Annotated in this window: 22 protein-coding genes and 1 pseudogene; 11 read left to right on the top strand and 12 right to left on the bottom strand. The window is 74.5% G+C overall.

Annotated elements, in window-relative coordinates; genetic code table 11:
• Positions 1-41: 41 nt before the first annotated feature.
• The 5 genes from RM844_RS28005 to RM844_RS27985 form a co-directional block, all read right to left on the bottom strand.
• Positions 42-1,100, bottom strand: a complete 1,059-nt coding sequence (locus tag RM844_RS28005; RefSeq protein ID WP_311670199.1) for an ABC transporter ATP-binding protein — start codon at positions 1,098-1,100, stop codon at positions 42-44.
• The gene (locus RM844_RS28000) at positions 1,097-2,239 is read right to left on the bottom strand and encodes an ABC transporter ATP-binding protein (protein ID WP_311670198.1); all 1,143 of its coding nucleotides are present in this window, start codon (positions 2,237-2,239) and stop codon (positions 1,097-1,099) included. Before RM844_RS28000 ends, RM844_RS28005 begins: the two co-directional genes overlap by 4 nt.
• Entirely contained in the window at positions 2,239-3,255 is a 1,017-nt protein-coding gene (locus tag RM844_RS27995) for an ABC transporter permease (protein ID WP_311670197.1), read from the bottom strand. The genes RM844_RS28000 and RM844_RS27995 overlap by 1 nt, the downstream gene beginning before the upstream one ends.
• A 12-nt stretch (positions 3,256-3,267) precedes the next feature.
• Positions 3,268-4,779 (bottom strand): ABC transporter permease, encoded by a 1,512-nt coding sequence (locus tag RM844_RS27990; RefSeq protein ID WP_311670196.1) that lies wholly within the window; start codon positions 4,777-4,779, stop codon positions 3,268-3,270.
• Between the two features lie 212 nt (positions 4,780-4,991).
• On the bottom strand, positions 4,992-6,728 hold the full coding sequence (locus RM844_RS27985; protein WP_311670195.1) for an ABC transporter family substrate-binding protein: 1,737 nt from the start codon (positions 6,726-6,728) through the stop codon (positions 4,992-4,994).
• Positions 6,729-7,134: 406 nt separating this feature from the next.
• Here RM844_RS27985 and RM844_RS27980 point away from each other — a divergent pair, with 406 nt between their 5' ends.
• The 9 genes and pseudogenes from RM844_RS27980 (at position 7,135) to RM844_RS27940 (ending at position 15,175) form a co-directional block, all read left to right on the top strand.
• Positions 7,135-7,719: a DUF2617 family protein gene (locus RM844_RS27980; RefSeq protein WP_311670194.1), complete on the top strand. Its 585-nt coding sequence runs from the start codon at positions 7,135-7,137 to the stop codon at positions 7,717-7,719.
• Positions 7,716-8,438: pseudogene (locus RM844_RS27975) on the top strand (spermidine synthase); the annotation flags it as partial. The gene RM844_RS27980 and the pseudogene RM844_RS27975, both read left to right, overlap by 4 nt.
• Positions 8,439-8,578: 140 nt before the next feature.
• Positions 8,579-9,664, top strand: a complete 1,086-nt coding sequence (locus tag RM844_RS27970; protein ID WP_311670193.1) for an SRPBCC family protein — start codon at positions 8,579-8,581, stop codon at positions 9,662-9,664.
• Positions 9,665-9,787: 123 nt separating this feature from the next.
• Positions 9,788-10,600 carry an aldose epimerase family protein gene (locus RM844_RS27965; protein WP_311670192.1) on the top strand — a complete coding sequence of 271 codons (813 nt, stop codon included), beginning with the start codon at positions 9,788-9,790 and terminating at the stop codon, positions 10,598-10,600.
• Positions 10,601-10,610: 10 nt separating this feature from the next.
• Complete coding sequence (gene pyrE, locus RM844_RS27960; protein ID WP_311670191.1) at positions 10,611-11,147, top strand: orotate phosphoribosyltransferase; 537 nt, start codon at positions 10,611-10,613, stop codon at positions 11,145-11,147.
• Between the two features lie 172 nt (positions 11,148-11,319).
• Entirely contained in the window at positions 11,320-12,342 is a 1,023-nt protein-coding gene (gene fbaA, locus RM844_RS27955) for a class II fructose-bisphosphate aldolase (RefSeq protein ID WP_311670190.1), read from the top strand.
• 95 nt (positions 12,343-12,437) lie between these two features.
• Positions 12,438-12,851 (top strand): DUF3151 domain-containing protein, encoded by a 414-nt coding sequence (locus tag RM844_RS27950; RefSeq protein ID WP_311670189.1) that lies wholly within the window; start codon positions 12,438-12,440, stop codon positions 12,849-12,851.
• 342 nt (positions 12,852-13,193) lie between these two features.
• The gene (gene kynU, locus RM844_RS27945) at positions 13,194-14,384 is read left to right on the top strand and encodes a kynureninase (RefSeq protein WP_311670232.1); all 1,191 of its coding nucleotides are present in this window, start codon (positions 13,194-13,196) and stop codon (positions 14,382-14,384) included.
• Positions 14,381-15,175 carry an alpha/beta fold hydrolase gene (locus tag RM844_RS27940; RefSeq protein ID WP_311670188.1) on the top strand — a complete coding sequence of 265 codons (795 nt, stop codon included), beginning with the start codon at positions 14,381-14,383 and terminating at the stop codon, positions 15,173-15,175. The genes kynU and RM844_RS27940 overlap by 4 nt, the downstream gene beginning before the upstream one ends.
• 37 nt (positions 15,176-15,212) lie before the next feature.
• On the opposite strand, the gene RM844_RS27935 is transcribed toward RM844_RS27940, so the two are convergent.
• The 5 genes from RM844_RS27935 to RM844_RS27915 all read right to left on the bottom strand — a co-directional run bounded on the left by RM844_RS27935 (position 15,213) and on the right by RM844_RS27915 (position 21,172).
• Entirely contained in the window at positions 15,213-16,790 is a 1,578-nt protein-coding gene (locus tag RM844_RS27935; RefSeq protein WP_311670187.1) for a class F sortase, read from the bottom strand.
• Between the two features lie 10 nt (positions 16,791-16,800).
• A complete protein-coding gene (locus RM844_RS27930) occupies positions 16,801-17,421 on the bottom strand; it encodes a hypothetical protein (protein WP_311670186.1) in 621 nt (206 codons plus the stop codon).
• Between the two features lie 155 nt (positions 17,422-17,576).
• On the bottom strand, positions 17,577-17,756 hold the full coding sequence (locus RM844_RS27925) for a hypothetical protein (RefSeq protein ID WP_311670185.1): 180 nt from the start codon (positions 17,754-17,756) through the stop codon (positions 17,577-17,579).
• Between the two features lie 717 nt (positions 17,757-18,473).
• Positions 18,474-20,144, bottom strand: coding sequence for an ABC transporter permease (locus RM844_RS27920; RefSeq protein ID WP_311670184.1), 1,671 nt, complete (start codon positions 20,142-20,144; stop codon positions 18,474-18,476).
• Positions 20,141-21,172, bottom strand: a complete 1,032-nt coding sequence (locus RM844_RS27915) for an ABC transporter ATP-binding protein (protein WP_311670183.1) — start codon at positions 21,170-21,172, stop codon at positions 20,141-20,143. Before RM844_RS27915 ends, RM844_RS27920 begins: the two co-directional genes overlap by 4 nt.
• Before the next feature lie 81 nt (positions 21,173-21,253).
• On the opposite strand from RM844_RS27915, the gene RM844_RS27910 reads away from it, so the two are divergent.
• The gene (locus tag RM844_RS27910) at positions 21,254-21,832 is read left to right on the top strand and encodes a GbsR/MarR family transcriptional regulator (protein WP_394814612.1); all 579 of its coding nucleotides are present in this window, start codon (positions 21,254-21,256) and stop codon (positions 21,830-21,832) included.
• A gap of 30 nt (positions 21,833-21,862) precedes the next feature.
• Here RM844_RS27910 and RM844_RS27905 read toward each other — a convergent pair whose 3' ends face one another.
• Entirely contained in the window at positions 21,863-22,618 is a 756-nt protein-coding gene (locus RM844_RS27905; protein WP_394814611.1) for a diacylglycerol kinase family protein, read from the bottom strand.
• A 130-nt stretch (positions 22,619-22,748) separates the two neighbouring features.
• Here RM844_RS27905 and RM844_RS27900 point away from each other — a divergent pair, with 130 nt between their 5' ends.
• The gene (locus RM844_RS27900) at positions 22,749-24,032 is read left to right on the top strand and encodes an adenylosuccinate synthase (protein WP_311670182.1); all 1,284 of its coding nucleotides are present in this window, start codon (positions 22,749-22,751) and stop codon (positions 24,030-24,032) included.
• Between the two features lie 143 nt (positions 24,033-24,175).
• Here the strand turns inward: RM844_RS27900 and RM844_RS27895 are convergent, their stop codons facing one another.
• The gene (locus tag RM844_RS27895; protein WP_311670181.1) at positions 24,176-26,365 is read right to left on the bottom strand and encodes a protein kinase domain-containing protein; all 2,190 of its coding nucleotides are present in this window, start codon (positions 26,363-26,365) and stop codon (positions 24,176-24,178) included.
• Between the last annotated feature and the right edge of the window lie 134 nt (positions 26,366-26,499).

Genomic DNA, 26,499 nt, shown 5'->3' with positions numbered 1-26,499 from the left:
GTGGCGCCGGCCGGCGCCACACCCCGGAAACGGGACGGTCCTCAGTCGGACGTCGCGTCGGCCGCCGCCTCGGCCACCGGCGTGCCGTCCTCGTCGGCGAAGTGACAGGCCACCGGGTGCCCGGTGCCCCGGTCGCGCAGCTCCGGCTCCTCGGTGGCGCAGATGTCCCGCGCCTTCCAGCAGCGGGTGCGGAACCGGCAGCCGCTCGGCGGGTCGAGCGGGCTGGGCACGTCGCCGGTGAGCACCGTGCGCCGCCGCTCCCGCTCCCGCCGCGGGTCGGCCAGCGGGGCCGCCGACAGCAGCGCCTGGGTGTACGGGTGCGAGGGCCGCTCGTACACCTCGTCCCTGGTGCCGGTCTCCACCACCTTGCCCAGGTACATCACCGCCACCCGGTCGGAGATGTGGCGCACCACCGACAGGTCGTGGGCGATGAACACGTAGGCCACGCCCAGCCGTTCCTGCAGGTCCTCCAGTAGGTTGACCACCCCGGCCTGGACCGAGACGTCGAGCGCCGAGACCGGCTCGTCCAGCACCAGCAGCTTCGGCTCCAGGGCCAGCGCCCGGGCGATGCCGATCCGCTGCCGCTGCCCGCCGGAGAACTCGTGCGGGTAGCGGTTGCCGTGCTCGGGGCTGAGCCCGACCAGCTCCAGCAGCTCGGCCACCCGGGCCTTGCCGCCGTCCCGCCACAGCCCCTGTACCTTCAGCGGCTCGGCGATGATGTCGTTCACCGGCAGCTTCGGGTTGAGCGAGGCGTACGGGTCCTGGAAGACCATGCCGGCCTTGCGCTGCACCGGGCGCAGCTCGCGCGCCTTCAGCCCGGTGATCTCCTGCCCGTCGAAGGTGACCGAGCCCGAGGTCGGCCTGATCAGCTGGAGCACCGCGCGCCCGGTCGTCGACTTGCCGCAGCCGGACTCGCCGACCACGCCCAGCGTCTCGCCCTGGGACACCGCGAACGACACCCCGCTGACCGCCTGGACCTGGCCGGTCACCCGGCGCACCAGACCACCGCCGCGCACCGGGAAGTTGACCACCAGGTCGGTCACCCGCAGCAGTTCCCGGTCGGCGCCGGGCGCCTCCTTCGCCATCTCGGTCGTCGTCATCGGCCCTCCTCTGCGGTGCGGAAGAACGCCGTCGCGTCCTCGGCCTCGGCCAGTCGCTCGTGGTGGTGGCAGGCGGCCAGGTGGCCGTCGCCGACCTCGGCCAGCGCCGGCTCGTCGGTCCGGCACTCGTCCGTCGCCAGCGGGCAGCGCGGCGAGAACGGGCAGCCGACCGGCAGCTGGATCAGCGACGGCGGGCTGCCGCCGATCGGCCGCAGCCGCGCGTCCCGGTCGCCGTCCAACGCCGGTATGGAGCCCAACAGGCCGGCGGTGTACGGCATCCGGGGCTCGTAGAAGACCTGGTCGGTGCCGGCCACCTCGACCGGCTTGCCGGCGTACATCACCAGCGTCCGGTGCGCCATGCCGGCGATCACGCCGAGGTCGTGGGTGATCATCAGGATCGCCGCGTTGACCTCGTCCTTGACCTCCAGGAGCTTCTCCAGGATCTGCGCCTGGACGGTCACGTCCAGCGCCGTGGTCGGCTCGTCCGCGATGATCACGTCCGGGTCGTTGATGATCGCCATCGCGATCATCACCCGCTGCCGCATGCCGCCGGAGAACTCGTGCGGGTAGGCCCGCAACCGCTTCTCCGCCTGCGGGATGCCGACCAGGTCCAGCATCTCCCTGGCCCGCGCCAACGCCTGCCGGCGCGGCACCAGATGGTGCGCCAGCACCGCCTCGGCCAGCTGGTCGCCGATGCTGCGCACCGGGTTGAGCGAGGTCATCGGGTCCTGGAAGATCATCGCGATCCGCCGGCCGCGCAGCGCCCGCTGCTGCTTGGGCCGCAGCCCCAGCAGCTCGGTGCCGCGGTACCTGATCGAGCCGCGGATCCGGGCCGACTTGGGCAGCAGACCCATGATCGCCATCGAGGAGACGGACTTGCCGGAGCCCGACTCGCCCACGATGCCGAGCACCTCGCGGGCCCGTAGCCGGTAGCTGAGGCCGCGCACGGCCTGCACCGCGCCGTCGTCGGTGGGGAACTCGACCGTCAAATCCTCGACGGCCAGGATCTCCTCGTCGGACGGCGGCTCGGCGTCGGCCAGGGTGTGGGCCGTGTGCACATCTTCGGCCGCCTCGGTCACCGCCGCCTCGCCTGGCGGGGTGGGGCTCGCCGGAGTGTTGATGGGAGGAGTCAGGGACATCAGTCACGCACCCGGGTCTGTCGGGGGTCGAAGGCGTCGCGCAGGCCGTCGCCGATGAAGTTCACCGACAGCGCGATGGCGATGATGAAGCCGCCCGGCCAGTAGAAGAGCCAGGGGCGGGTCCCCAACGCCGTCCGGTAGTCGGTGATCAGCCGGCCCAGCGAGGTGTCCGGCGGGCGGACGCCCAGGTTGAGGAAGGACAGCGCCGACTCGGTCAGCACCGCGCCGGCGATGGTCAGCGTCGCCGACACGATGATGATGCCCACGGTGTTGGGCAGCACGTGCTTGAAGATGATCCGGCCGGCGGAGGTGCCCACCGAACGGGCCGCCTCCACGTACTCCTTCTCGCGCAGCGAGAGCACCTCGCCCCGCACCAGCCGGGCGATCTGCGTCCACATGCACAGGCCGAGGAAGACCGCGAACAGCAACACGCCCTTGCCCGCGACGATCACCCCGATCAGGCCGGCCAGCAGCAGCGTCGGCACGGCGATCACCACGTCGGTGACCCGCATCAGCACGGACTCGGTCCAGCCACGGAAGTAGCCGGCCAGCGCGCCGATCACGGTGCCCACCAGGGTGGCCACCAGGCCGACGATCACCGCGATCAGCAGCGACACCTGGGCGCCGCGCATGGTGAGCGCGAAGTAGTCGCGGCCCACGTTGTCCTGGCCGAACGGGTGCTCGCCCAGGTGTACCCCGCCGCCGCCGAGGAACTCCGGCAGCAGCGACAGGGTCGGCCGGCCGCCGTCGACGACCGAGCCGGTGGTGGTCGGCTCCTTGTCCCACCAGCCGGGGATGAAGCCGGCGCCGATGCTGGTCACCGCGAGGACCACCACCAGGAAGAACAGCACCATGCCGGCCAGGGCGCCCTTGTGCCGGAAGAACCGGCGCCGTACCAACTGCCCCTGCGAGCGGGCGACCACGTTCATCCCGTGCGCCGCCGCCGTCTGGGCCGCGGCGCTCCCGGGTGGGGCGTCCGGTGTCTTCGCCGCCCCGCTCTCCGCGTTTCGCGTCATGGTCAGTCTCCTTTACGACAACCGGATGCGAGGGTCGAGGAACGCGTAGACGATGTCGGCGACCATGTTGAAGACCACGATCGCCCCACCGGCCACGAGGAAGAAGGCCATGATGGGCATGGGGTCGCCCTGCTCGATACCCCGGAACAACAGGGACCCCATCGCCGACCAGCCGAAGACCTCCTCGGTGAGCACCGCCCCGCCGACGATGGTGCCGATGTCGTAGGCGACCAGCGTGGTGATCGGAATCAGGCCGTTGCGCAGCACGTGCCGGGTGACGACCGCCCGCTCGCTCAGCCCCTTGGCGCGGCCGGTGCGGACGTAGTCCTGGTTCATCACCTCCAGCATGCTGGCGCGGGTGTAACGCGTGTAGCTCGCCAGCGAGATCAGCACCAGGGCCAGCGTCGGCAGCGCCAGGTGGCCCGCCGAGTCCAGCCCCGACTCCCAGAAGGTGCCCGTGTAGTTGGGCGTCTCGGCGCCGATCGTGGAGATCGGCCGGCCGCCGACCGAGTCGCTGTAGTCGGCGAACGACTGCAGCATCCGGTCGGTGAAGATCACCGCGCCGGTGAAGAGGCCGGTAAGCACCGAGGCCGGCACCGCCGACCGTCGGTACAGCTCGCCGCCGAAGTACCAGCCGACCGCGCCGCTGACCGCGACGGTCAGCAGGGCCAGGCCGATGATGGTGACCAACTCCGGGTCCTTCAGGACCGGTTGCAGGGTCAGCGCGGCGACCACGCCGATGCCGGCGGTGGTCAGCGCGGCCTTCAGCGGCGGCAGCCACTCCAGGCCGCTGACCAGCGTGGTGAAGCCCAGCGCGGCGCCCGCGGCGGTCAGCGCGATCACCACGGGGCCGAGCCCCGGGTCGGCGAACCACTCGGTGGCCGACAGCACCGCGAGCAGCACCGCCATCGCGCCGGTCGAGCCGCCGAACGCGACCAGCCGGCTGCGCCGGTCACCGACCACGACCGAGCCGCAGGCCAGGCCAACGAGCAGCGAGATCCCCCCGATGAAGACCGGGGAGATGGTCGGGTCGGCGAGCCAGTCGTTGAAGTCGAGGGCGAGGAACTGCTTGAGGAGGGTGCCGACCCAGAAGAGCGGCAGCGAGAAGCAGATGAAGGCGACGAAGGTGACGGTCTGGTCCAGCGCCGTGTACTGCCGCAGCGCGGAGACGACACCGACCGCGATGCCGATGACGATGGCCAGCACGGTGGCGCCGGTGATCAGCTGGAGGGTCGCGGAGAACGCGGTTTCCAGCATGGCGTTGACGCTCTGGCCCTGCCGGTCGACGCCGAGGTCGCCGGTGAGGACGTCGCCCAACCAACGGAAGTAGCGGGCGATGACCGGGTCGTCGAGATGCATGCGCTCGGATATCTCGGCCATGGCCGCCTCGCGCGCGCCGTCCGGGAGCTGCCTGGCTTCGGCCAGCGGATCACGGATGCGGGTCGCGAGATAGAACACCACGACCGTGGAGGCGAGGAAGACCCAGACCGAGATGAAGAGCCGCCGCGCGATGAAGACGAGCATGGCGCTGACTCCTGAGATTCACGAGGGTGGGGGAGCTTCGGAGGGGGGACGGGAAGGACGGCCGCGCACTGCCGGGTACGAGACGCGGGGCCGGGACGCTTTCGTTCCCGGCCCCGCGGCGCCCCCGTTCAACGCGGCGCGACGATGGTGCCGTTGGCGGTCACTCAGCGGTGGCCGCGCGACGCGGGGCGCGTCGCGCGGTGCTCACCTCGTCAGCTCTTGCTCCACGTCTGGGCGTTCCAGACGATGCCGTTCTGCGACGGGTTCGGGATCACGTTGGAGACCTGGCTGTTCCAGGCGGTGATGCCCGGGTGCTGGTACAGCGGGATGGTCACCATGTTCTCCCAGAGGTGCGCCTCGATCTGGGCCGTGATGTCGACGGCCTCCTCCAGCACGCCGGTGCGCAGCACGTCGTCCAGCAGCTGGTCCAGCTCCTCGTTGGAGTAGCAGCCGTTGTTGTTGCCCTTGCCGTCCGCGGTGCACTCGCCCACGGTCCGGTAGGTGGAGTTCCAGCCGGAGCGGTCGGGCGACCCGGACCAGGCGTACATGGCCACGTCGAAGCGGCCCTCGGAGAGCGCGCCCGTGGTGTCGAAGAAGTCGGCCGCCGGCTGGAAGTCGACCTCGAAGCCGGCCTCGTTGCAGGAGCTCTGGATCAGCAGACCGGCGTCGTTACGGCGCTGGTTCTCCAGGGTGCCCAGCACCACCGGGGTGCCGACCGCGTCCAGCTCCTCCAGCATCTGCCGGGAGCGCTCGATGTCGGTGACGCCGTAGGTCTCCAGCGTCTCGGCGGAGGCGTCGACGGCCTCCTGGTAGCCCGCGTCCCAGGGCGCCACGTTGCGGACCTGCTTGACGGTGGCGTCCGGCACCACCGGCGCGATCAGGTTGTCGATCAGGGTCTGGTAGGGCACGCAGAGCGCGAACGCCTGCCGCAGCTCCAGCGAGTCGGCGAACGGACCGTCGTTGAAGTTGAAGTCCAGGTGCTCGTAGGTGTACTCCTCGGCCACCTCGGACTCCAGGCCGCTGGCCGCGGCGATCTGCTCCGCCATGTCGACGGTCGGCTGCGGCTCGATGATGTCCACCTCGCCGTTCTGCAGCGCCTGCACCTGCTCCGGCTCGGCGACGAACCGGATCACGATGGAGTCGGCCGCGGCCGGCTCGCCCCAGTACGCCTCGTTCCGGCTGAGGGTGACCGACTGGTTGGCGGTGTAGTCGGTGATCACGTACGGGCCGGAGGCCGGGATCAGGGCCGGGTCGGGCAGCTCGTTGTTGATCAGCCAGCCCTCGTTGAAGAAGGCGGCGGCCTCCTCGAGCGGCGCCGGGTCGTCGCCCTGGAGCGCGGTGAGGAACTCCTCGGGCGAGGCGAAGCCGCCCTGCTCGGCGACCACGTGGGCCGGCATCATCGCGGTGTTGCCGCCGCCGGGGCCGGCGGTCAGCCAGTCGGCGTAGGGCTGGTCGTAGACCAGGGTGAAGGACTTCTCGCCGGGGGCGCAGTCGGGCATCGCGGTGTCCTCGATGCCCTGGGTGCCGGGCGACGAGAACAGCCCGTCGAAGTTGCCGCTGTTCGACGTCCACCACATCATGATGTCGTCGCAGTCGATCGGCGTGCCGTCCGACCAGACCGCTTCCTCGTGGATGTTGTACTCGACGGTCAGCGGGTCCTCCGAGGTCTGCTCGAAGGTGCCGAAGTCCTCGTTGGGTATCGGCTGACCGTCCTCGTTGCCGAAGCGCCAGAACCCGCCGACGACCTGGTGCATGACCTGGCCGTTGGCCACCGAGTTGGCGCCGGCCGTGGTCTGGTTGTAGCTGTCCCAGGGCTGTGCCATGCCGTAGGTGACCGTGTTGCCACCGCCGGAGGCGTTGGAGTCGTCGTTGTCGTCGTCGTCGCCACCACCGCCACATGCGGAAAGGACGAGGGTCCCTCCCAGGGCGGCGGCCACGATCTTCGACATTCTGCCGAATCGGGTCATCGTCTGGCCTTCCACGGGTGAATGACATCGGGATGAAGTTGTCGAGAGCCTCCTCACAGTTGGAGGTCCTAACAAGTGCCGCAGAGTGACCGTTGTGCAGCCGAGATGTGAAGAACGCCGGCTCGTGACCGAGGAGTTGGAGTATTCGGGGGCCAACGGGGGCGATTCGCCCCGATCTCCGCGCGTTGACAACCATCGAGTGTCCGATATCCGGGCGGCCGAAAAGTGGACACCTGACCTACCCTGTCCCCTGACGGGGGAAAAACTGTGCACTTGCGCAAAACGCCTGTGGAGGTGGGGAGTTCCGTGGTTCGGTGGTTGTGTTGCTCTGAGGAGGGTAGGGCGCACAGGACCACCCTCGACTGCGTGTCACAGCGGGGGGCGGATCATGCTGACGACCATTAACACCACCTTCACCGACACTCGGGCGGGCGACCTGACCTGGTCGCTGGAGTGCGGACCACAGCCGGCGCTGGCCACTCTAGACCTCGAACTGGCGGATTCAGCTGTCCAGTTGCGGGTTCTCGGGGCCTCACACCAGGTGCTGCTCGACAGCGAGCAGGGCCGGTGCGCGGAGACGGTGGCCTGCCTGCCCGGGGACAACTCCCCGCTGCCGCTGGGGGTTTCCCGCCGGCTCGGGGAGTTCGACTACGAGTTCGCCGCCCATGTGGAGACGCTCAGCGCCGGCTCGTTCGCCGGCCGGGCGCAGGAGTTGCTCGCGCTGGTGGCGGAACACCCGCACGGACTCGCCGCGTTGTTCCCCGGCGACCCCAACGCGTTCACCGCCCTGCTGGCGCACTGCCGGGACGGCCAGGTGCACTGGCGCACCTGGCACTCCTACCCGCAGGAGCGCCGGCTGGTGGCCACCAGGACCCGGGTGGTCGGCGCGCTGCGCGCCATGCCGACGACGGCCAAATCCACTCCTGTGGGTGACAAGTTGGGTGCAGGGTGTGACGTAACGTTCGGTTCATGATCGAGACGTCCGAAGCCGAGCGCGCGGGCGGCGCCTCGGCCGCGCTGCCGGTGTCACCGGGCGTGGGGCGGGCCCTGGTGCTGGCCGCCGTCTTCATCTGCGCGGCCTGCGGACTGGTCTACGAGCTGGAGCTGATCGCCCTCGCCGACTACCTGGTCGGCGACACGGTCACCCTGACCTCCATCGTGCTCTCCTCGATGGTCTTCGCGATGGGCATCGGCTCGCTCGGCGCCAAACGGCTGCGCGCCCGCGCCGCCGTCAACTTCGCGCTGATCGAGGCCCTGTTGGCGCTGGTCGGCGGCTGCTCGGCCACCCTGCTGCACCTGGCCTTCCTCTGGACGGCCGAGGTACGGCCCATCCTGGTGGTGCTGTCGCTGGTCATCGGGCTGCTGATCGGTGCCGAGATGCCGCTGCTGATGACCATGATCCAGCGGATCAGGGCGCAGGACGCCGGCCGCGCGGTGGCCGACCTCTCGGCCGCCGACTACGTGGGCGCGCTGCTCGGCGGCCTCGCCTTCCCCTTCCTGCTGCTGCCCGTGCTCGGCCATCTGAACGCCGCGCTGCTGACCGGCGCGGTGAACGCGCTTGCCGGCGGCGCGGTGGTGCTCTGGCTCTTCCGCGGCGACCTCAGCCGGGCCAGCCGCACCGGCCTCACCCTGGTCACCCTGGGCGTCACGGCGCTGCTGCTGGCCTGCACCCTGACGGTGGACTCGCTCGACGAGCGGACCGAGGCGCTGCTGCGGCAGCGGGCCGCGGCCGAGCGGGTGCCGGCGCTCTCCTGCGGGCCGGCGCCCGCGGCACGCGGTGCATATGGGCCGACCGGGAACATATGCGCCACCCAGTGGGTAGGCTCCGCGCCATGGAGCACGAGGTCTACCTCCCGTACGCCCCCGCTGTCGTCCTGAGCGCCTTCACCGAGCCGCGACGCGTGGCCCGTTGCGTCCCCGGCCTCCAGCCGGCCCAACCGGGCACCCCGGCCGACCGGGACGCCGGCCCCGACGAGTTGCGCGGCCGGCTGCGGCTGCGCGTCGGCTCCGCCACCATCACCTACCGGGGCGCGCTCACCATCGAGGGGCCGGCCGCCGGGAGCGGCTCGGCGGACGCGGGCTGCGTGGTGCGGGCCGAGGGCGGCGAGGCGCGGGGCGACGGCGAGGTCAGCCTGCTGCTGACGATCCGGCCGCGGCCGGTGGACGGCGGCGCTGGCTGCGTGTTGGCCATCGAGGGCCGGCTCACCGGCAGCGGGCGGATCGCCGAACTCGATCACGAGCAGCGGGAGTCGGCGGGCCGGCGGCTGCTGGATCGTTTCGCCGCGGCGCTGGCCGACGAGCTGTCCGGGGAGGCCGAGCCGCCGCCGGTGGCCGGCGGGATCGGCGAGCCGGACGACAACGAGCGGGCCATCCCCGGCATTCCGGCCGCGCCCGGCCCAGGCCCGGACGCGGGCCCGCCGCCTCCGCCGCCGGCCGCGCCGGCCCAGCCGGCGGCGGAGGCCGACGGGGGCGGGCTGGCGGCCGGCCCGGCGGGTGCCGCTGGCGCGACGGGCGCTTCGGGCGCTTCGGGCGTGGGGCCGGCCGGGCGGTCGGCCGAGCCGGAGCCGGTCGGCGAGCGGCCCCGGGAGGGCGCCGTGGAGCCGGCCGCATCGGAGCCGGCCGCGGAGCCGGCGGCCGGCGGCCGGCCCGGCGAGGCCGTCCCCCCGGCGCTCGACCCGGACCGGGCCGAGCCCGCCGGCACGCTGCCGGCGCCGGAGGCGGACCACGCCCGGCGCACGATGATCGGCCGCAGCGCGGAGGAGGTCGACCACGCCCCACCGCGCGGCCGGTACGCCCCCGAGCCGGCGCCCGGCGGGGGCGCTCGCTCCGGCGCGCTGCTGCGCTGGGCGGCGCCGGCCGCCGCGCTGGCCATCGCCTCGGCGGTGGCCATCCACCGCGCCCTCCGCCACCGCCGCTGACGCGGACCGCCGGCGGGCCGCCGGGCCGCGGTGGCCCGGCTCGCGGGAGAGCGCTCTCGACGCGGGCGGCGGTTGGGGCGTGCCTATTAGTCATTTCATAGATCAGATCGTTATCGTCGTGGGGTGACCACCGATGACACCGCACGTGGAATCCGACTCCGCGCCGGCGATGCCGAGTTGACCGTCCGTCCCGACCAGGGCGCGCGGATCTCCTCGCTGTCGGTCGGCGGCCTCGAACTGCTCCGCCAGGGGGAGCGGTACGGCTCCTTCGTGATGGCGCCCTGGTGTGGTCGGACGGGGCAGGGCAGGTTCCGCAACGGCACCGTGGAGCACCAGCTGCCGGTGGACGCCGGGGCGCACGCCATGCACGGCACGGTCCGGGGCCGCGCCTGGCGGACCGCGCGGGTGGACGAGCGCTCGGTCGCGCTGGTCACCGAGCTGACCGACCCGTGGCCCTACCCGGGGCAGGTCACCCAGCTGGTGGAGCTGGCCGAGGACGGCGGCTCGGTCACCCTGACCCTGGGGGTGGAGACGGCCGGCAACTCCTTCCCGGCGCAGGCCGGTTGGCACCCCTGGTTCCGGCGGCAGCTGACCGAGGGCGGCCGGCCGGTGGAGCTGGACTTCACCGCCGAGTGGCAGGAGGAGCGCGGCGCCGACCACCTGCCCACCGGGCACCGGGTGGAGCCCAAGCCGGGGCCCTGGGACGACTGCTTCGGCATGCCGGACGGGGTCGAGGTGACGTTGACCTGGCCGGAGCAGCTGGAGCTGACCGTGAGCAGCCGGGCCGAGTGGGTGGTGGTCTACGACGAGCCGGCGGACGCGGTCTGCGTGGAGCCCCAGTCCGGGCCGCCCAACGGGCTCAACACCCACCCGCGGCTGGTCACGGAGCTGGAGCCGCTGGAGGTCTCGACGCGGTGGGCCTGGCGGCTGGCATAGGCTCGGGGGCATGAGCGCGCGTGCACAACTGCTCCAGCAGATCAAGGACAAGGCTGTCGTCCACGGCCGGGTGATCCTCTCCTCGGGACAGGAGAGCGACCGCTATCTCGACCTGCGTCGGGTCGCCCTGGACGGCGAGGCCGGCCCGCTGGTCGGGCAGACGATGTTGGACCTCACCAGCGAGTTGGACTACGACGCGGTCGGCGGGCTGACCATGGGCGCCGACCCGGTGGCCGCGGCCATGCTGCACGCGGCGGCGGCCCGGGGCGAGCGGCTGGACGCCTTCGTGGTGCGCAAGGCCGGCAAGGCGCACGGCCTCCAGCGGCGGATCGAGGGCCCGGACGTGGCCGGCCGCCGGGTGCTGGCCCTGGAGGACACCTCGACGACCGGGAACTCCGTGCTGACCGCCGTCGAGGCGCTGCGCGAGGCCGGCGCCGAGGTGGTGGCCGTGGCCGTGATCGTGGAGCGCGGCGCGGCGCCGGCGATCGAGGCGGCCGGCCTGCCCTACTACGCGGCGTACTCGTTGAGCGATCTCGGCCTGGACTGACCTGCGGCGACTACGCACCGTCATGGTTTCACGTGAAACTGCGGCAGGCTGTCACGGCGGCCTGCCGCCGTCTGGGAAGATAGGCCGGTCGATGACGCCCGGGACGCCAACGAAGACGTCTCCTGATTTCGAGTAGTAGCCCCTCGCACACTCTTCTCCAAGGAGCGGACAGATGCCCATCGCGACCCCCGAGGTCTACAACGAGATGCTGGACCGGGCGAAGGCCGGCAAGTTCGCCTACCCGGCCATCAACGTCACCTCGACGCAGACCCTGCACGCCGCGCTGCGTGGCTTCGCCGAGGCGGAGAGCGACGGCATCGTCCAGATCTCCACGGGTGGGGCCGAGTTCCTCGGCGGCCAGTACAACAAGGACATGGTCTCCGGCGCCCAGGCGCTGGCCGAGTTCGCGCACATCGTCGCCGAGAAGTACCCGGTGAACGTGGCGCTGCACACCGACCACTGCCCCAAGGACAAGCTGGACGGCTATGTCCGTCCGCTGCTGGCCATCTCCCAGGAGCGGGTGGACCGGGGCCTCAACCCGCTCTTCCAGTCGCACATGTGGGACGGCTCGGCCGAGACCCTGGCCGACAACCTGGAGATCGCCGCCGAGCTGCTGACCAAGGCCGCCGCCGCCCGGATCGTGCTGGAGGTGGAGATCACCCCGACCGGCGGCGAGGAGGACGGCGTCACGCACGAGATCAACGACGAGCTGTACACCACCGTCGACGACGCGCTGCGGACCGCCCAGGCGCTGGGCGTCGGCGAGCGGGGCCGCTACCTGCTGGCCGCCTCCTTCGGCAACGTGCACGGCGTCTACAAGCCGGGCAACGTGGTGCTCCGTCCCGAGCTGCTCAGCGACCTCCAGCGGGGCGTCGCCGAGGCCACCGGCAAGGAGAACCCGTTCGACTTCGTCTTCCACGGCGGCTCCGGCTCCACCGCCGAGGAGATCAGCACCGCCCTGGAGAACGGCGTGGTGAAGATGAACCTGGACACCGACACCCAGTACGCCTTCACCCGGCCGATCGTGGACCACGTCTTCCGCAACTACGACGGGGTGCTGAAGGTCGACGGCGAGGTCGGCAACAAGAAGACCTACGACCCGCGCAGCTGGGGCAAGTCCGCCGAGGCCGGCATGGCCGAGCGGATCACCAAGGCCTGCGCCGACCTGCGCTCCACCGGTACCCGGCTGAAGTGAGCCACCGGCGGCCGGCGACGGCCGCCGGCGGAGGTTTCCGGCCGCGCTCGGGAGACGACTGGGCGCGGCCGGGCCGGCCAGGCAGACTGGACCCCATGGTCACGCACGAGAATCTCCTCGGGGGCCCGCCCCCGACCGAACTGCCCGACGATCCCGAGCCGCGCGAGCTGCTGGCTTCCGGCACCGCCCCCGCCGAGGTGGCGGCCAAGTACCCGGCCTCCTCGCTGGCCTGGGCACAACTCGCCGACGACGCGTTCAGCGAGGGCCGGACCGTCGAGTCCTACGCCTACGCCAGGACCGGCTACCACCGGGGGCTGGACGCGCTGCGGCGCAGCGGCTGGCGCGGGCACGGCCCGGTGCCGTTCGAGCACGAGCCCAACCGCGGCTTCCTGCGCGCCCTGCACGCCCTGGCCCGGGCGGCCGGCGCCATCGGCGAGCAGGAGGAGTACGAACGCTGCACCCAGTTCCTCCGGGACAGCTCGCCGACCGCGGCGGACACCCTGTCCTGACCGCGCTGTCCGGGCCACACCGCCCGGCCGCGCCGTCCCGCACGTCCCGTTCCGACCGCCTGTTCGGCACGTCCCGTCCCGTGGGTGCCCCTCGGCGCCGTGCGGTCCGGAACGTGCCGTCCGGCAGCCGCCGAGGGCTGACCCCGTCGGCGGCCGGCGGCCGGCACCTTCAGGCGCCCCGATCGCGGGGCGCCTTCGCCGGTGCGGGCCCCGCCCGGCCCGGCCCCCGCGCGGGGCGGCGGGCCGGCCTTCCGTCACCGAGCGACAGGGAGTCCCGCCGTGACCGCAGCAGCCACCCCACCGCCCCCGGGGACGCCCCCGGGCGACCACCCGGCCGGGCCCCTGCGGGCCAGGGCGGCCGAGCTGGACGCGGCCGACCCGCTGCGCTCCGCGCGCGACCGGTTCGTGCTGGACGACACGGTCTACCTGGACGGCAACTCGTTGGGCGCGCTGCCCCGTTCGGTGCCCGGCCGGATCGCCGACGTGGTGGCCGAGGAGTGGGGCCGGCGGCGCATCAGGTCCTGGACGGAGTCCGGCTGGGACACCGCCCCCGAGCGGATCGGCGACCGGCTGGCGCCGCTGCTGGGCGCCGCCCCAGGCCAGGTCGTCGTCGGTGACTCCACCAGCGTCAACCTCTTCAAGCTGCTGGTCGGCGCGGTGCGGCTGGCCGGCGACGAGCGGGACGAGATCCTGCTGGACGCCGACACCTTCCCCACCGACGGCTACCTCGCCGAGTCGGCCGCCCGGCTGACCGGCCGCCGGCTGCGGGCGGTGCCGGCCGCGCTGATCCCCGCCGAGGCCGGCCCGCGCACCGCGGTCGCCCTGGTCAACCACGTCGACTACCGCACCGGGGAGCTGCGCGACCTGCCGGGGACCACCGCCGCCCTGCGGGCCGCCGGGGCGCTCAGCCTCTGGGACCTCTGCCACAGCGCGGGCGCCCTACCGGTCGAACTCGACCGGCACGGCGTCGACTTCGCCGTCGGCTGCACCTACAAGTACCTCAACGGCGGCCCCGGCGCGCCGGCGTTCTGCTACCTCGCGGCGGCGCACCTGCCGCGCTTCGACTCCCCGCTGCCCGGCTGGTGGGGCCACCGCGAGCCGTTCGCCATGACCGGCGACTACGCGCCGCACGCCACCGTTCGGCGGGCCCGGGTCGGCACCCCCGACGTGCTGTCGATGCTGGCCCTTGAGGCCGCGCTCGAGGTGTGGGACGGGGTGGAGATCGGCACGGTGCGGGCCAAGAGCCTGGCGCTGACCGACTTCTTCCTGGAGTGCGTGGCCACGCTGGTCCCGGCCGGCGCGGTCGAGTCCCTGACCCCGGTCGAGCACGCCGGCCGGGGCAGCCAGGTCGCGCTGCGCTGCGCCGGGGCGGAGGGGGTGATGGACCGGCTGGTGGCGCGCGGCGTGGTCGGCGACCACCGGCCACCGGACGTGCTGCGGTTCGGCTTCACCCCGCTCTACACGAGCTTCGCCGAGACCGTCAGGGCCGCGGTCACCCTCGCCGAGGTGCTGGCGCCGGACGCCGACCGGTGACCGCCGGGGCGCCGGAGCGCGGCCAGGACGCGGTGGAGCTGGCGGCGCTGCTGGCGCTGACCGCGGACCGGGCCGGCGCCGGCGGCACCGATGGCGCCGGCGGCCCGGTGCGGACGGTGCGCTACGGAGCGCGCCCCGACCAGCTGGTGGAGCTGCACGGGCCGGGCGACCCGGCGGTGGTGCTGCTGCACGGCGGGTTCTGGCGGGCGGCCGTCGACCGGTCCTACCTGGCCCCGCTCGCTCGGGCGTTGGCCGCCCGGGGGGTGCCGGTGGCGGTGCCCGAGTACCGCCGGGTGGGCGCCGGTGGCGGCTGGCCGGCGACGTACCACGACATCGCGGCCGGCCTCGCCGCGCTGCCCGGCGACCGGCCGGTGCTGCTCGTCGGCCACTCGGCGGGCGGCCAGCTCGCGCTCTGCGCGGCCGACCAGCCGCGGGTCGGCGCGGTGCTCGGCGTCGCGGCCGTCAGCGACCTGGCCCTGGCCGGGGAGCTGGACCTGGGGCGCGGCGCGGTCCCCGCCTTCCTCGACGCCGACGCCGACGCCGACGCCGACGGCCCGGCCGGCCCGGTGCCCGAGCCGGACCCGGCGCTGCGGCCCCGCCCGCCGGTGCCGGTGACGCTGCTGCACGGCACCGCGGACGGTCAGGTGCCCGCCGAGCTGTCCCGGCGCTACGCCGAACGCCACGGCGCCGCCCTGGAGTTGCTGCCGGGCGTCGGCCACTACGCGCCGTTCGTCCCGGCCACGGCGGCCGGCGCCCGGCTGCTGTCCCGGCTGGCCGGGCACCCGCGCTGACGCCGGCGCCGCGCCGACCGCGGGCGCGGGGCCGGGGTCAGGACGGGCCCCACACCGGCTCCGGCACCGGATACGGCTCCGCGTACCAGCCCTCGTCCGCGTACAGGTCCTCGTCGAGGTAGAAGTCCTGCCCGGACGAGTAGTCCTGGTCCTGGTACGGCTCCTCCTCGGGGTACGGGTACGGTTCCGGCGCGGCCTCGTCCGCCGGCTCGGGCACGTACTCGGGCTCCGGCTCGTACTCCGGGGCCGCCTCGTCCGCCGGCTCCGGCTCGCTCTCCGGCGCCGGCTCGTCCGCCGGCTCCGGAGCGTGCGCCAGGGAGTCCGTCAGCCGGGCGTAGGCGACGATGTTGGAGTCGTAGCCGCCGTCCTCGCTCCACCGGCCGCCGCAGGTGATCAGGCGCAGCTGCGGGCTGGAGACCGAGCCGTAGACCCGCTCGTCGGGGAAGTCCGACTTGGGGTACTGCTCCACCGAGTCGACCGTGAAGACGGCCACCTCGCCGCTGGCCCGGTCGATCTCGATGGTCTCGCCCGGCTGGAGCGAGCCCAGGCCGGCGAAGGCCGCCGGGCCGTCGTAGGTGTCCAGGTGGCCGACCAGGATGGCGGCGCCGCGCTCCCCGGGGGAGACGCCCCCGGCGTACCAGGCGGCGCGCATCGCGTCCTCCTCGGAGGGGGACGGCGGCCCGCCGTCCGGCGTCAGGTCGGCGCCGAACACCTCGACATCCGTGTCCAGGTACGGGATGCGCACCCGGATCGGCACCGAACGTTCCAGCGGCGGCGCGACCACCACCTCGTCCCCTGGCCCCGTGCCGGTGGCGTCGGCCGTCGAGCCGGCGTCGGGCGCGGCGGCCGGCGCGTCCACCGCCTCCGGCCGGGAGACGCCCTCCGCGATGCTGCTGGACGCCCGGGCCTCGCGCACCGCGGCGCCGTCCGGGCCGCCGCCCGGCGCGAACACCCCGACCAGCAGGCCGAGTACGACCACGGTCACCGCCACCGTGGTCTCCAGCCGCCGGCTGCGCAGCGCCTGCCGCTGGTGCCGGGTGCGGGCCGTCGGCGGCGGGGGCGGGGGCCCGGCGGCGCCGCGCACCGCCGTGGCCACCGCGACCCTGGCCTGCCCGAACGCCGTCGTCCTGGCCCGGTCGCTGACCAGCCGGACGGTGGCGGGTCCGGCGTCCCGGCAGGCGCCGAGCCAGCGCCGAGCCAGCGCGCCGGCCCGCTCGGTCAGCGCCCGCCAGCCCGTGGTGAGCGCCCGCCGCCGCGCGGCCAGCCACCGCCCGGCCGCCGCCGGCCGGGCCGGGCCGCGCCGCGCCGGCCGGGCGGTGTCCGCCGGGCCGGCCACGGGCCGGCGCTGGCCGGTCGGCGCCGGCCCGGGCTCGACCCGGCGGTGCGCCGCGACCGGCCGCTTGGTCAGCGCCGGGCCCGGCCGCCCGGCCGGCGCCTCGGCCGGCGGCGTCCGCGGCCGCTCCGCCGGCCGGCCGGCGTGCCGGGAGCTGGCGTCGGCCGGCCGCCGCCCGGCGTCCGGCCGGCCGCGCGCCCACCCGATGCGGGAGAGCCCCCGCAGCCCGCGCGGCAGGCGGGGGAGGCGCGGACGGGCCGCCGCGCGCGGGTTCCTAGCCACGCCGGGCCCTTCAGTAGGAGTGCGAGCCGGAGCGGCGGCGCTTGGCGAGGAAGACGTACCCCACCCCGCCGGCCACCGCGACGCCGCCACCGACGGCGAGCGCCGTCGCCCGGGCGCCGCCCTCCTCGCCGCTGCCCGAGCCGCCGAAGCCGGCCTCGGCACCGCCGCTCGGCGTCCCGGCGGTCGCGGTGAAGGTGGCGGTGAGCCGCACCCCGTCGGCGCAGTTCACGGTGACCGGGTAGCCGCGGCCCACCTTCAGGCCGTGCTTGATCTTGCCGGTGCCGACCCACTGGCCGGAGTCGCCCCGCTCCAGCTCGATCGGCTTCTTGAAGGCGTCGGAGGTGGCCGGCCCGTCGGGCCGGCAGTTGGCGCGCACGGTCACCGAGGTGCCGGGCCCGCCGGAGTTGGGGGAGATGGTGAGCGGGGCGACGTGGTCCCAGGCGGGCTTGGCGTCCTCCAGGACGGCCAGCCCCTCCTGCGGCACGGCCTCCGAGATCTCGGTGACCTCCTCGGGGGTGGCCTCCTGGGCCAGGGCCGGCCCGCCCAGCGTCAGGGTGAGCGCCGCGGTGACGGCGACCAGACCCAGGGGTCTGGCGTAACGGGCGCGGGCGGTGGAGCGGTTGAGCTTCATGAGCGGATGACCTCCGGGCGTCTGCCGCACGCGGGTGCGTGACGTGCTGTCACTCATGCGAACAGTCCGTGACGGCATCCGCATCCGGAGTGGGTCCTCGCGGGTGCATCGCTGCTCCGTCAGGGCGGCCGACCCGGCCTCGCGCTGATTCGGCGTCAGCCGCCCCGCCGAGCCTCGGGCGGTGGTGGCGCCGGCCGCCCGGCGAGGAGCGGGAAGAGCCGGGTGACCGCGGTGACCGGAACGCCGCCCGGCGCCGCCCGGTCGCGGTAGCCGGCGAACGGGTCGCGCACCCTGGCGGCCCGTTCGGCCGCCCCGGCCGGCGTGCGGTACGGCACACCGCCGAACGACTCGTCCCGGCGCCCCGCCGGCCCCGGCCGCGCCCCGGCGGTGTCGCCCCACCCCCGCCACCCCCGGCACCGGTTGATCGCCGGCGGCCGCCCCACGACCGCGCCGATCGGGCCCCGGCTGTTCGGCCGGGCGGCCCGCCCCGGCCGCACGCCCCATGGCGCCCCGTCCGGGCCGGGGGCCACAGGTCGGAGGCTGACCGGCCGCCCCACCGTCGGCCGGAACCGCCTGGCCGGCCGCCGCCCCTCGGACCCCGCCGCCGGCTGGGGATCGCCCGGGCGGGACTGACCGGACGGGACTGACCGGACGGCTGCGTCTCGGCCGCCCCGGCTGTTCGGACGGCGCCCCGGCCGCCGCCCCGGCCCGGGGCCGATCGGCCGCCTGCCGGCGCCGGTTGACCGGCCGCCGCCCCGTCGCATGGCGCCCCGTCCGGGCCGGGGGCCGCAGGCCGGGGACCGACCGGCCGCCCCACCGTCGGCCGGGACCGCCCGGCCGTCCCACCGCCGATCGGGCCCCGCCCGGCCGGCGCCCCGCCGGCCGCCCCCGCCGCCCCACCCGGCTGGCCGGCGCCCCCGCCGCCCCGCCTGGCCGACTGGCCGGGCGGCCGCCCGCCGGCCGCCGGCCGCCCCCGCCGCCCCACCCGGCCGGCCGCCGCCCCCGCCGCCCCACCGTCGGCCGGGGCCCGCCCGGCCCCCGCCCCCGGGGGCTCACCTCAGGTCCAGGTCCCGTCGGCGGGCGCCGAGCAGGCCGAGGGCGCTGAGCGCCGCGGCCAGGGCGGTGAGCACCAGCAGCGGCGGCCACTCCAACGGCGCCGCCGGCACGGTGGGCACATGGCCCAGCGGGGAGAGGTCCCGCAGCGCGCCCGGCAGGTCCATGATCTCGCCGAGGAAGACGACCGCCAGCGCGTAGCCGGGGATCGCCCACACCGCGGCCGCCGCCCGGGGGAACCAGCCGTAGAGCGCCAGCGCGCAGCCGCCGGTGAACCAGACCGCCGGCGCGTACGCCAGCGCGGCCAGCGCCAGCTCCGGCAGCAGCGCCGCGTCGCCCACCGAGACGGCCCCGGCGGCGCCGAGGCCCAGCCCCGCGATCAGCAGCACCAGGGTCGCGCCGCCCAGCGCGAACGCCAACTGCCCACCGAGCCAGGCCGTTCGGGACAGCGCGGTGGCCAGCAGTGGTTCGGCCCGGCCCTCGGTCTCCTCCGCGCGGGCCCGGAGCAGCGCGGCCACCACGGCGGCGAGCGCCACGATGGCCAGGATGTTGAGCCCGACCGAGGTGAAGACGTCGGTGACCGAGGCGTCGTCCAGCGCCAGGTGCCGGGCCATCTCCTCGATCTCCGCCAGCATCTGCTCGGCGTCGGAGAGGATCGAGCCGAGCATGGTGCCGAGCAGCAGCCCGCCGGCGGCGAAGCCGAGCAGCGTGCCCCGGCCCAGCCGGGTGGCCAGCCCCAGCGGGGTGGCCAGCCGGGCGCCGGCGCCGCGCGGGCCGGGCCGCGGCGCCCGCAGGCCGGCGTTGAGGTCCCGGCGGGTGCTCAGCCAGAAGGCCGCGCCGGCGGCGCCGGCGGCCAGCGCCAGGTGCAGGAGCAGCGGCCACCAGCGGTCGTCGAGGAACGGGTAGGCGCGCTGCGCCCAGCCGATGGGGGAGAGCCAGGAGACCGCGGTCGGGCCGACGTCCCCCACCGCGCGCAGCGCGTAGGCGGCGCCGACCACGGCGAGGCCGAGCCCGGTGGCGCCCCGGGAGAACGGGGTGAGCTGCGCGGTGACCCCGGCCACCGCGGTGAAGACCAGGCCGAGTCCGGCGGTGGCGGCGCCGTAGAGCAGCGCGCCGCCGAGGGTGATCCCGTCGCCCGCGTAGCCGGCGAGCGCGCCGGCCAGCAGCAGGCCCAGCAGCAGGCTGGCGCCGCCGGCGACCAGCAGCGCTGCGGCCAGCTGGGCGTGCCGGCCCAGCACCCCGGAGCGGACCAGCTCGGCGCGGCCGGTCTCCTCCTCGATCCGGGTGTGCCGGACCACGGTCAGCACCGCCAGCAGGCCGACCGCCAGGGCGAAGAAGCCCAGCAGCTGGTGGGCCGTCATGGCGCCGATGTCGTAGCCCCGGTCGAGGTAGTGCTCCGGGCCCGACATGGCGATGCCGGCGGGGGAGCGGAGCGTCTCGGCGGCGCCGGCCCGGTCGGCCGGGTCGGCGTAGTTGGTCCGCAGACTGCTGACGGCGGCGGCCGTGCTCAGGGTCAACCCGCCGAGCCAGAGCGGGAGTCGGACCCGGTCCCGGCGGAGCGCGAAGCGGGTCATGGTGGCGGTGCCGGCGAGCGGGCCGACGCCGCCGGCCCGGGTGGCCCGGGGGTCGGGCGCGGGCCGGCCGGCCCGGGGGGCGAGGGTGTCGCTCATCGGCCGGCCGCCTGCCGCGCGGAGCCGCCGGCCCGGCCGGGGCCCTCCGAGCCGTCGGACCCGTCGGCGCCCGAGGACTCGCCGGGCCCCTCCTCCGGCCGGTGCCGCCCGTCGCCGTAGTGCCGCAGCATCAGCTCCTCCAGGGTGGGCGGGTGGCTGAGCAGGCCGCGTATCCCGAACTCGGCGAGCCGGCTGATGGCCCGCTCCAGGTCCGGCCCGTCCACCGAGAACCGCACCCGGTGCCCGTCCGCGCCCGCGGGGCCGGCGGGGGCCGGCTCGGCGCGCAGGTCGTGCACGCCGGGCAGCTCCGCCAGGCCGGTGACCGGCCGGCGGGTGGTCGCCTCGACGCTGGTGCGGGTGAGCTGACGCAGGTCGTCCAGCGAGCCGGACTGGACCACCCGGCCCTGCCGGACGATGCTCACCCGGTCACAGAGCTTCTCCACCTGGGCCATGATGTGGCTGGAGAGCAGCACCGTCTGGCCGTTCGCCCGGGCCTCCCCGATGAGGTCCTGGAAGACCGCCTCCATCAGTGGGTCGAGCCCGGACGTCGGCTCGTCGAGCAGCAGCAGCTCGGCGCGCGAGGCGAGCGCGGCGACCAGGGCGACCTTCTGCCGGTTGCCCTTGGAGTAGGTGCGGCCCCGCTTGGTCGGGTCGAGCTCGAAGCGCTCCAACAGCTCGGCGCGGCGCCGCTGGTCGAGCCCGCCGCGCAGCCTGGCCAGCAGGTCGATGGCCTCCCCGCCGGTCAGGTTGGGCCACAGCTCCACGTCCCCCGGCACGTAGGCCAGCCGGCGGTGCAACGCCACCGCCGCCGCCCACGGGTCGCCCCCCAGCAGCCGCACGTCACCCGCGTCGGCCCGCAGCAGGCCCAGCAGCACCCGGATGGTGGTCGACTTGCCCGCCCCGTTGGGCCCGAGGAAGCCGTGCACCTCGCCCGCGCGCACGGTGAGGTCGAGCCCGTCGAGGGCTCGGGTGGAGCCGAAGGTCTTGACCAGATCGGAGATCTCGATCGCGTTGCTTGAGGGCGTCATGCGAACACGCTACGCTTCTTTCATAAATTTGTGAAGTTATGGAAGTGTCAAAACTCCGGAGCCGGCTGGCAGGATGGCGGGATGACCATGGACCAGCCCGGGAGCGAGGCGCCCGAGGAAGTGACCGAGGGTGCCGGGCGGGGCGCGGCCGACCTCCCGGCCGACTACCCCAGCGAGGTCGCGGAGTTCGTGGAGCGCTTCGCCGCCGACCTGACGGCGGCCGGCTTCCAGCGGATGGCCGCCCGGGTCTTCGCCTGCCTGGTGGTCTCCAGGGACGGCGCGCTCAGCTCGGCCGAGCTGGCCGAGCGGCTGCGGATCTCGCCGGCCGCGATCTCCGGCGCCGTGCGCTACCTGGGCCAGATCCACCTGATCAGCCGGGAGCGGGAGCCCGGTTCCCGCCGGGAGCGGTACCGGCTGCACCAGAGCGTCTGGTACGAGGCGATGACCCAGCGCGACCAGACGCTCAAGCGGTGGGAGCTGACCGCGCTGACCGGCGCCGACGTGGTCGGCCGCGACACTCCGGCCGGCCGCCGGCTGCTGGAGACGGCCGCGTTCATGGTCTTCCTGGAGGAACAGCTGGACGAGATCATGGAGCGCTGGCACGCGCACCGCGCGGTGGCCGCCACCCCCCTGGAGCGCGACGACGAGCGGGGTGGCTGACCGGCGCCGGCCGCCGGCGCCGGGCGCCGGTCAGCCGATCGGAACGGTCAGCCGCAGCGCCCCCGGACGGACCGTCCACGTCCTGGCCCTGGTCGGGCCCAGGTTCACCGCGTTGGCCCGGTAGCTGAACCCGGTGCTGCCGAAGACCGTGACCGAGCTGGCCCTGGCCCGCACCTCCCGCTCCGGCCGGCCCGAGCGCACCACCACGTCGGCCAGCCCGTCCGCCGGCCGCACCGAGACCTCGGCCACCGGCCGGTCCAGGTCGGCCAGCACCCGGCCGTCCGCCTCCACCCGCAGCCGCTCGCCGGCCCGGGCGCGCGGCCGGGGGAACGGCACCGCCCGGCGCCAGGCGGCGATCGGCGGCCCGGCCGCCGGCGCCGGGATGCCCAGGCCGCCGAGCACCACCCCGCCCGCGTCGTCGGTCAGCACGTCGAGCCGTCGGGTGTGCCCGGCCAGCACCGCGCGGGAGGCGGCGACCGCGTCGGTCGGCACCCCGAGCGCCCGGGCCACCGCGACCGGCGCGCCTACCGGCACCAGCCCCAACGGGCGGGCACCCAGGGCCCCTTCGCGGTGCAGCAGCCGGACGGCGCGGAGCAGCGCCCGGTCGTCGCCGACCACCACCACCTGGCGGCCCTTCCGCCGGGCCAGCGCCCGGGGCATGGCCTGCGGCTGGTCGAGCACGCAGACCTTCACGTCGTCGCTGGCCCCCGCGCACAGCACGTCCCTGGCGATGCGCACCGACTCCCCGTCCACGCGCCGGGCCGTCGGGTCGATGACGATGAGCACCTGACTGTTCGCCTCCCGGCTGCGTCTCCCGTAAGCTCTCTGTGCAAGAGCCCCTGTCGCGATTGCGCAGGGGTTTCGTCGATCCGGGGCAGCAAAGCGTAGATGCCCCGCTCGAAAGGGGTGTACGCCTGTGCCCGCACTTGTGCTGCTCGGCGCTCAGTGGGGTGACGAAGGCAAGGGCAAGGCCACGGACCTGCTCGGCGGTTCCGTCGACTTCGTGGTGCGCTACCAGGGTGGCAACAACGCCGGCCACACGGTGGTCGTCGGCGACCAGAAGTACGCGCTGCACCTGCTGCCCTCCGGCATCCTCAGCCCGGACTGCACCCCGGTCATCGGCAACGGCGTGGTGGTGGACCCGCGCGTGCTGCTCTCCGAGGTGGCGGAGCTGAACGAGCGAGGGATCGACACCTCCCGGCTGCTGATCAGCGGCAACGCACACCTGATCACCTCGTACCACCAGACCCAGGACAAGGTCTCCGAGCGCTTCCTGGGCAAGCGGAAGATCGGCACCACCGGGCGCGGCATCGGCCCGGCCTACGCCGACAAGATCAACCGGCAGGGCGTCCGGGTCCAGGACCTGTTCGACGAATCGATTCTTCGGCAGAAGGTCGAGGCCGCGCTGGACCACAAGAACCAGCTGCTGGCCAAGATCTACAACCGGCGGGCCATCGACATCGACCAGGCCGTCGAGGAGCTGCTGGGCTACGCGGACGCGCTGCGGCCCTATGTCCGCGACACCACGCTGGTGCTCAACCAGGCGCTGGACGACGGCAAGGTGGTGCTCTTCGAGGGCGGCCAGGGCACCCTGCTCGACGTCGACCACGGCACCTATCCGTTCGTCACCTCGTCCAACCCGACCGCCGGCGGCGCCTGCACCGGCACCGGGGTCGGGCCGACCAGGATCGACCGGGTGATCGGCATCCTCAAGGCCTACACCACCCGGGTCGGCGCCGGCCCGTTCCCCACCGAGCTGCTTGACGAGGACGGCGAGCGGCTGCGCCGGGAGGGCCACGAGTACGGGGTCACCACCGGCCGGGACCGCCGCTGCGGCTGGTTCGACGCGGTGATCGCCCGCTACGCGGTGCGGGTCAACGGCGTCACCGACTTCTTCCTCACCAAGCTGGACGTGCTCAGCGGCTGGGAGCGCATCCCGGTCTGCGTCGGCTACCGGGTCGACGGCCGCGAGGTCAGCGAACTGCCCTACAACCAGAGCGACTTCCACCACGCCGAGCCGGTCTACGAGTACTTCCCCGGCTGGCAGGAGCCGATCTCGTCGGCCCGCTCGCTGTCCGACCTGCCGAAGAACGCGCAGGCGTACGTGGCGGCGCTGGAGGAGATGTCCGGGGCCCGGATCTCCGCCGTCGGCGTCGGCCCCGGCCGGGACGAGACCATCCAGGTCCACGACCTGCTCTGACCCGCGCCGACTCCGACCCGCGCCGACCGGCGCGGGAGACGGCCGGCAACGCCCGTGGGCCGGGCGGTGGTACGCGACCACCGCCCGGCCCACGGGCGTTCTCCGGAGGGCTCCCGCCGGGCGACCGGCGGGAGCCGACCCGGCTACTGCACGATGTTGGCGGTGAACTCGCCCTCGCCGCTCAGCGGGGTCAGGGTGATGGCCTCCGGGTCCGCGTCGGACGCCGTCCAGTGCACCCGGTAGCTGGGCAGCGGGTCACAGCTGCCCAGCGTCGCCTCGCCCGGGCCGACCACGATCTCGCTGGCCTGCAGGCCACCCGCCACCATCATCGACTCCCAGGTGCAGGAGCCGTCGGTGACCGTCATCGCCAGCTGACCGGCGTAGCTGGTGGTCTCCATGTCGATGGTGAGGCCGGAGCCGGACCAGGTCTCGCTGTGGATGTCGAACGGCATCGCGTCGCGGCCGCTCTCCGTCTCCGAGAGGGTCATCTCCGACTCCACGCCGAAGCCGGGCGCCGCCCAGGTCGCCGTGCCACCGTTGAAGGTGAGGGTCTGCTCGCCCCACGCGTTGCAGTTCGCGGTGCTCGGGAACTGCTCGTCGATGGTGTCGCTGGTGAGCGTGGCGGTGCCGTTGAAGTCCGTCAGCACCGAGGACTCCACACACAGGGTGCCGGGCAGCGCCGTGTACTGGGTGGTGACGGTGTCCCCGGCGACGCCCTCGGAGACCTCGATCCGCTGGAACCAGGTCTCGCCCGTGTTGCTGGTCATCTCGCCCTCCCAGGCGCCCACCAGCTCCGAGGGTATGGCGCCGGTGCCCCCGCCGAGGCCCGGGTCCTCCGTCGGCACGGGGTCCTCGGTGGGGTCCTCGGTCGGTCGCTCGGTCGGCTCCCCCGTCGGGTCCCCGGTCGGCTCCACGGTCGGGTCGTTGCCGCCGGCGTTGTCGTTGTCGTCACCGCCGCTGAAGGCGAAGATCGCGACACCGGCGACCAGGGCCAGCGCCACCACGGAGGCGACCACGATCCACAGCGTGTTGTTGTTCTTCCGGCCGCCGGGGCCACCGGGGCCGCCGGGTCCTGGCGGTCCGTAGCCGCCAGGGCCGCCGGGGCCGTAGCCGCCGTACGGGTTGTTCGGGTCCGCGCCGACCGCCGGGTGGCCGTAGCCGGGGGTGCCCTGGCCCTGCTGCGGGTAGCCGTAACCACCCTGCTGCGGCGGGCCGTAGCCGGGCGGCGGCACGGCCGAGGTCATCGTCGCCATGTTGTCGACCGGCGCGTTCGGGTGCGGGCTCGGCGGCGGCGTGGCCGGCACGCTCAGCGCGGTCGGCGTGGGCGGGGCGGCGGCCGGGTGACCCGGCGCCGCCGACGGCGGGGCCGGGGTGGGCGGCGCGGTCGGCATCGCCGGCGGCGGGGAACCGGCCGGCAGCGGCGGTGCCTGCAACGGGTCCTCGGAGTCGAGCAGCTCGACCGCGTGCCGGCCCAGCTTGGCGACCAGCGCGCCGGGCAGCCACGGCTCCTCGTCGTCCTCCGGGGTGTCCGTCGCCTCCAGCAGCTGCTCCAGCGTCGGCCGCTCGGCCGGGTGCCCGGACAGGCACGCCTCGATCAGCGGCCGGAGGCTCTCGGGCACCTCGGTCAGGTCCTGCTGGCCCTGCACGATGCGCAGCATCAGCGCGGTCATCGCGCTGTTGGCGTCGCCGAACGGGGTCCGCCCGGTGGCCGCGAAGGTCAGCACGGAGCCGAGGCAGAAGATGTCGCTGGCGGCCGAGAGGGTCTCCCCCCGGCACTGCTCGGGCGACATGAAGCCGGGCGAGCCGACGGCCGCGCCCGTCCTGGTCAGGCCCTCACTGGTGGCCTCCAGGGCGCGGGCGATGCCGAAGTCGATCACCCGCGGGCCGTCGATCGTGATCATCACGTTCGACGGCTTGAGGTCGCGGTGCACCAGGCCGGCCGCGTGGATGTCACGCAGCGCCCGGACCAGGCCGTTGGCCAGGATGCGGAGCGTGCGCTCCGGCAGCCGGCCGTAGGTGCTGGCCACCACCTCGTGCAGCGAGGGCCCGGCCACGTAGCCGGTGGCGACCCACGGCGTCGCGGCCTCGGTGTCGCCGTCCAGCACGGGCGCGGTCCACTCACCGCCGACCCGGCGGGCGGCGTCCACCTCCTGCTGGAAGCGCTGCCGGAACTCCGGCTGGCGGGCCAGCTCCGGCTGCACCACCTTGACGGCCACCGTGCGCCCGCGGTCGGAGCGGGCGAGATAGACGCTGCCCATTCCGCCGGCGCCCAACTTCCCAAGCAGCCGGTAGTGGCCTACGCGTTGGGGATCTGTCGGCCCGAGCGGTTTCATGCTGTCCTACTCCTCTTCGGTCCGTTAAGCCTCATGAGAATACGGTCGCCTCCACACAGGAAGGAGGACAGAAGCCGAACCGTGATCGGTTCCCCGTCATCCGTTTTGATCCGCACTCGTGTCAATTCGTGACC

The organism is Streptomyces chisholmiae, from assembly GCF_031845445.1.
In the GTDB taxonomy this organism is placed as follows: Bacteria; Actinomycetota; Actinomycetes; order Streptomycetales; family Streptomycetaceae; genus Streptomyces; species Streptomyces chisholmiae.
Note: the sequence above shows the minus strand (reverse complement) of the source record. Positions and strands in the feature narration are given on the sequence as shown.

Coding starts and splice junctions, on each gene's coding strand:
- RM844_RS27990 (WP_311670196.1), bottom strand. CDS start 4,779: ATGCTCGTCTTCATCGCGCGGCGGCTCTTCATCTCGGTCTGGGTCTTC.
- RM844_RS27970 (WP_311670193.1), top strand. CDS start 8,579: ATGGAGCACGAGGTCTACCTCCCGTACGCCCCCGCTGTCGTCCTGAGC.
- RM844_RS27995 (WP_311670197.1), bottom strand. CDS start 3,255: ATGACGCGAAACGCGGAGAGCGGGGCGGCGAAGACACCGGACGCCCCA.
- RM844_RS27985 (WP_311670195.1), bottom strand. CDS start 6,728: ATGTCGAAGATCGTGGCCGCCGCCCTGGGAGGGACCCTCGTCCTTTCC.
- RM844_RS27950 (WP_311670189.1), top strand. CDS start 12,438: ATGGTCACGCACGAGAATCTCCTCGGGGGCCCGCCCCCGACCGAACTG.
- RM844_RS27920 (WP_311670184.1), bottom strand. CDS start 20,144: ATGAGCGACACCCTCGCCCCCCGGGCCGGCCGGCCCGCGCCCGACCCC.
- RM844_RS27895 (WP_311670181.1), bottom strand. CDS start 26,365: ATGAAACCGCTCGGGCCGACAGATCCCCAACGCGTAGGCCACTACCGG.
- RM844_RS27980 (WP_311670194.1), top strand. CDS start 7,135: ATGCTGACGACCATTAACACCACCTTCACCGACACTCGGGCGGGCGAC.
- RM844_RS27910 (WP_394814612.1), top strand. CDS start 21,254: ATGACCATGGACCAGCCCGGGAGCGAGGCGCCCGAGGAAGTGACCGAG.
- RM844_RS28005 (WP_311670199.1), bottom strand. CDS start 1,100: ATGACGACGACCGAGATGGCGAAGGAGGCGCCCGGCGCCGACCGGGAA.
- RM844_RS28000 (WP_311670198.1), bottom strand. CDS start 2,239: ATGTCCCTGACTCCTCCCATCAACACTCCGGCGAGCCCCACCCCGCCA.
- RM844_RS27930 (WP_311670186.1), bottom strand. CDS start 17,421: ATGAAGCTCAACCGCTCCACCGCCCGCGCCCGTTACGCCAGACCCCTG.
- RM844_RS27915 (WP_311670183.1), bottom strand. CDS start 21,172: ATGACGCCCTCAAGCAACGCGATCGAGATCTCCGATCTGGTCAAGACC.
- fbaA (WP_311670190.1), top strand. CDS start 11,320: ATGCCCATCGCGACCCCCGAGGTCTACAACGAGATGCTGGACCGGGCG.
- pyrE (WP_311670191.1), top strand. CDS start 10,611: ATGAGCGCGCGTGCACAACTGCTCCAGCAGATCAAGGACAAGGCTGTC.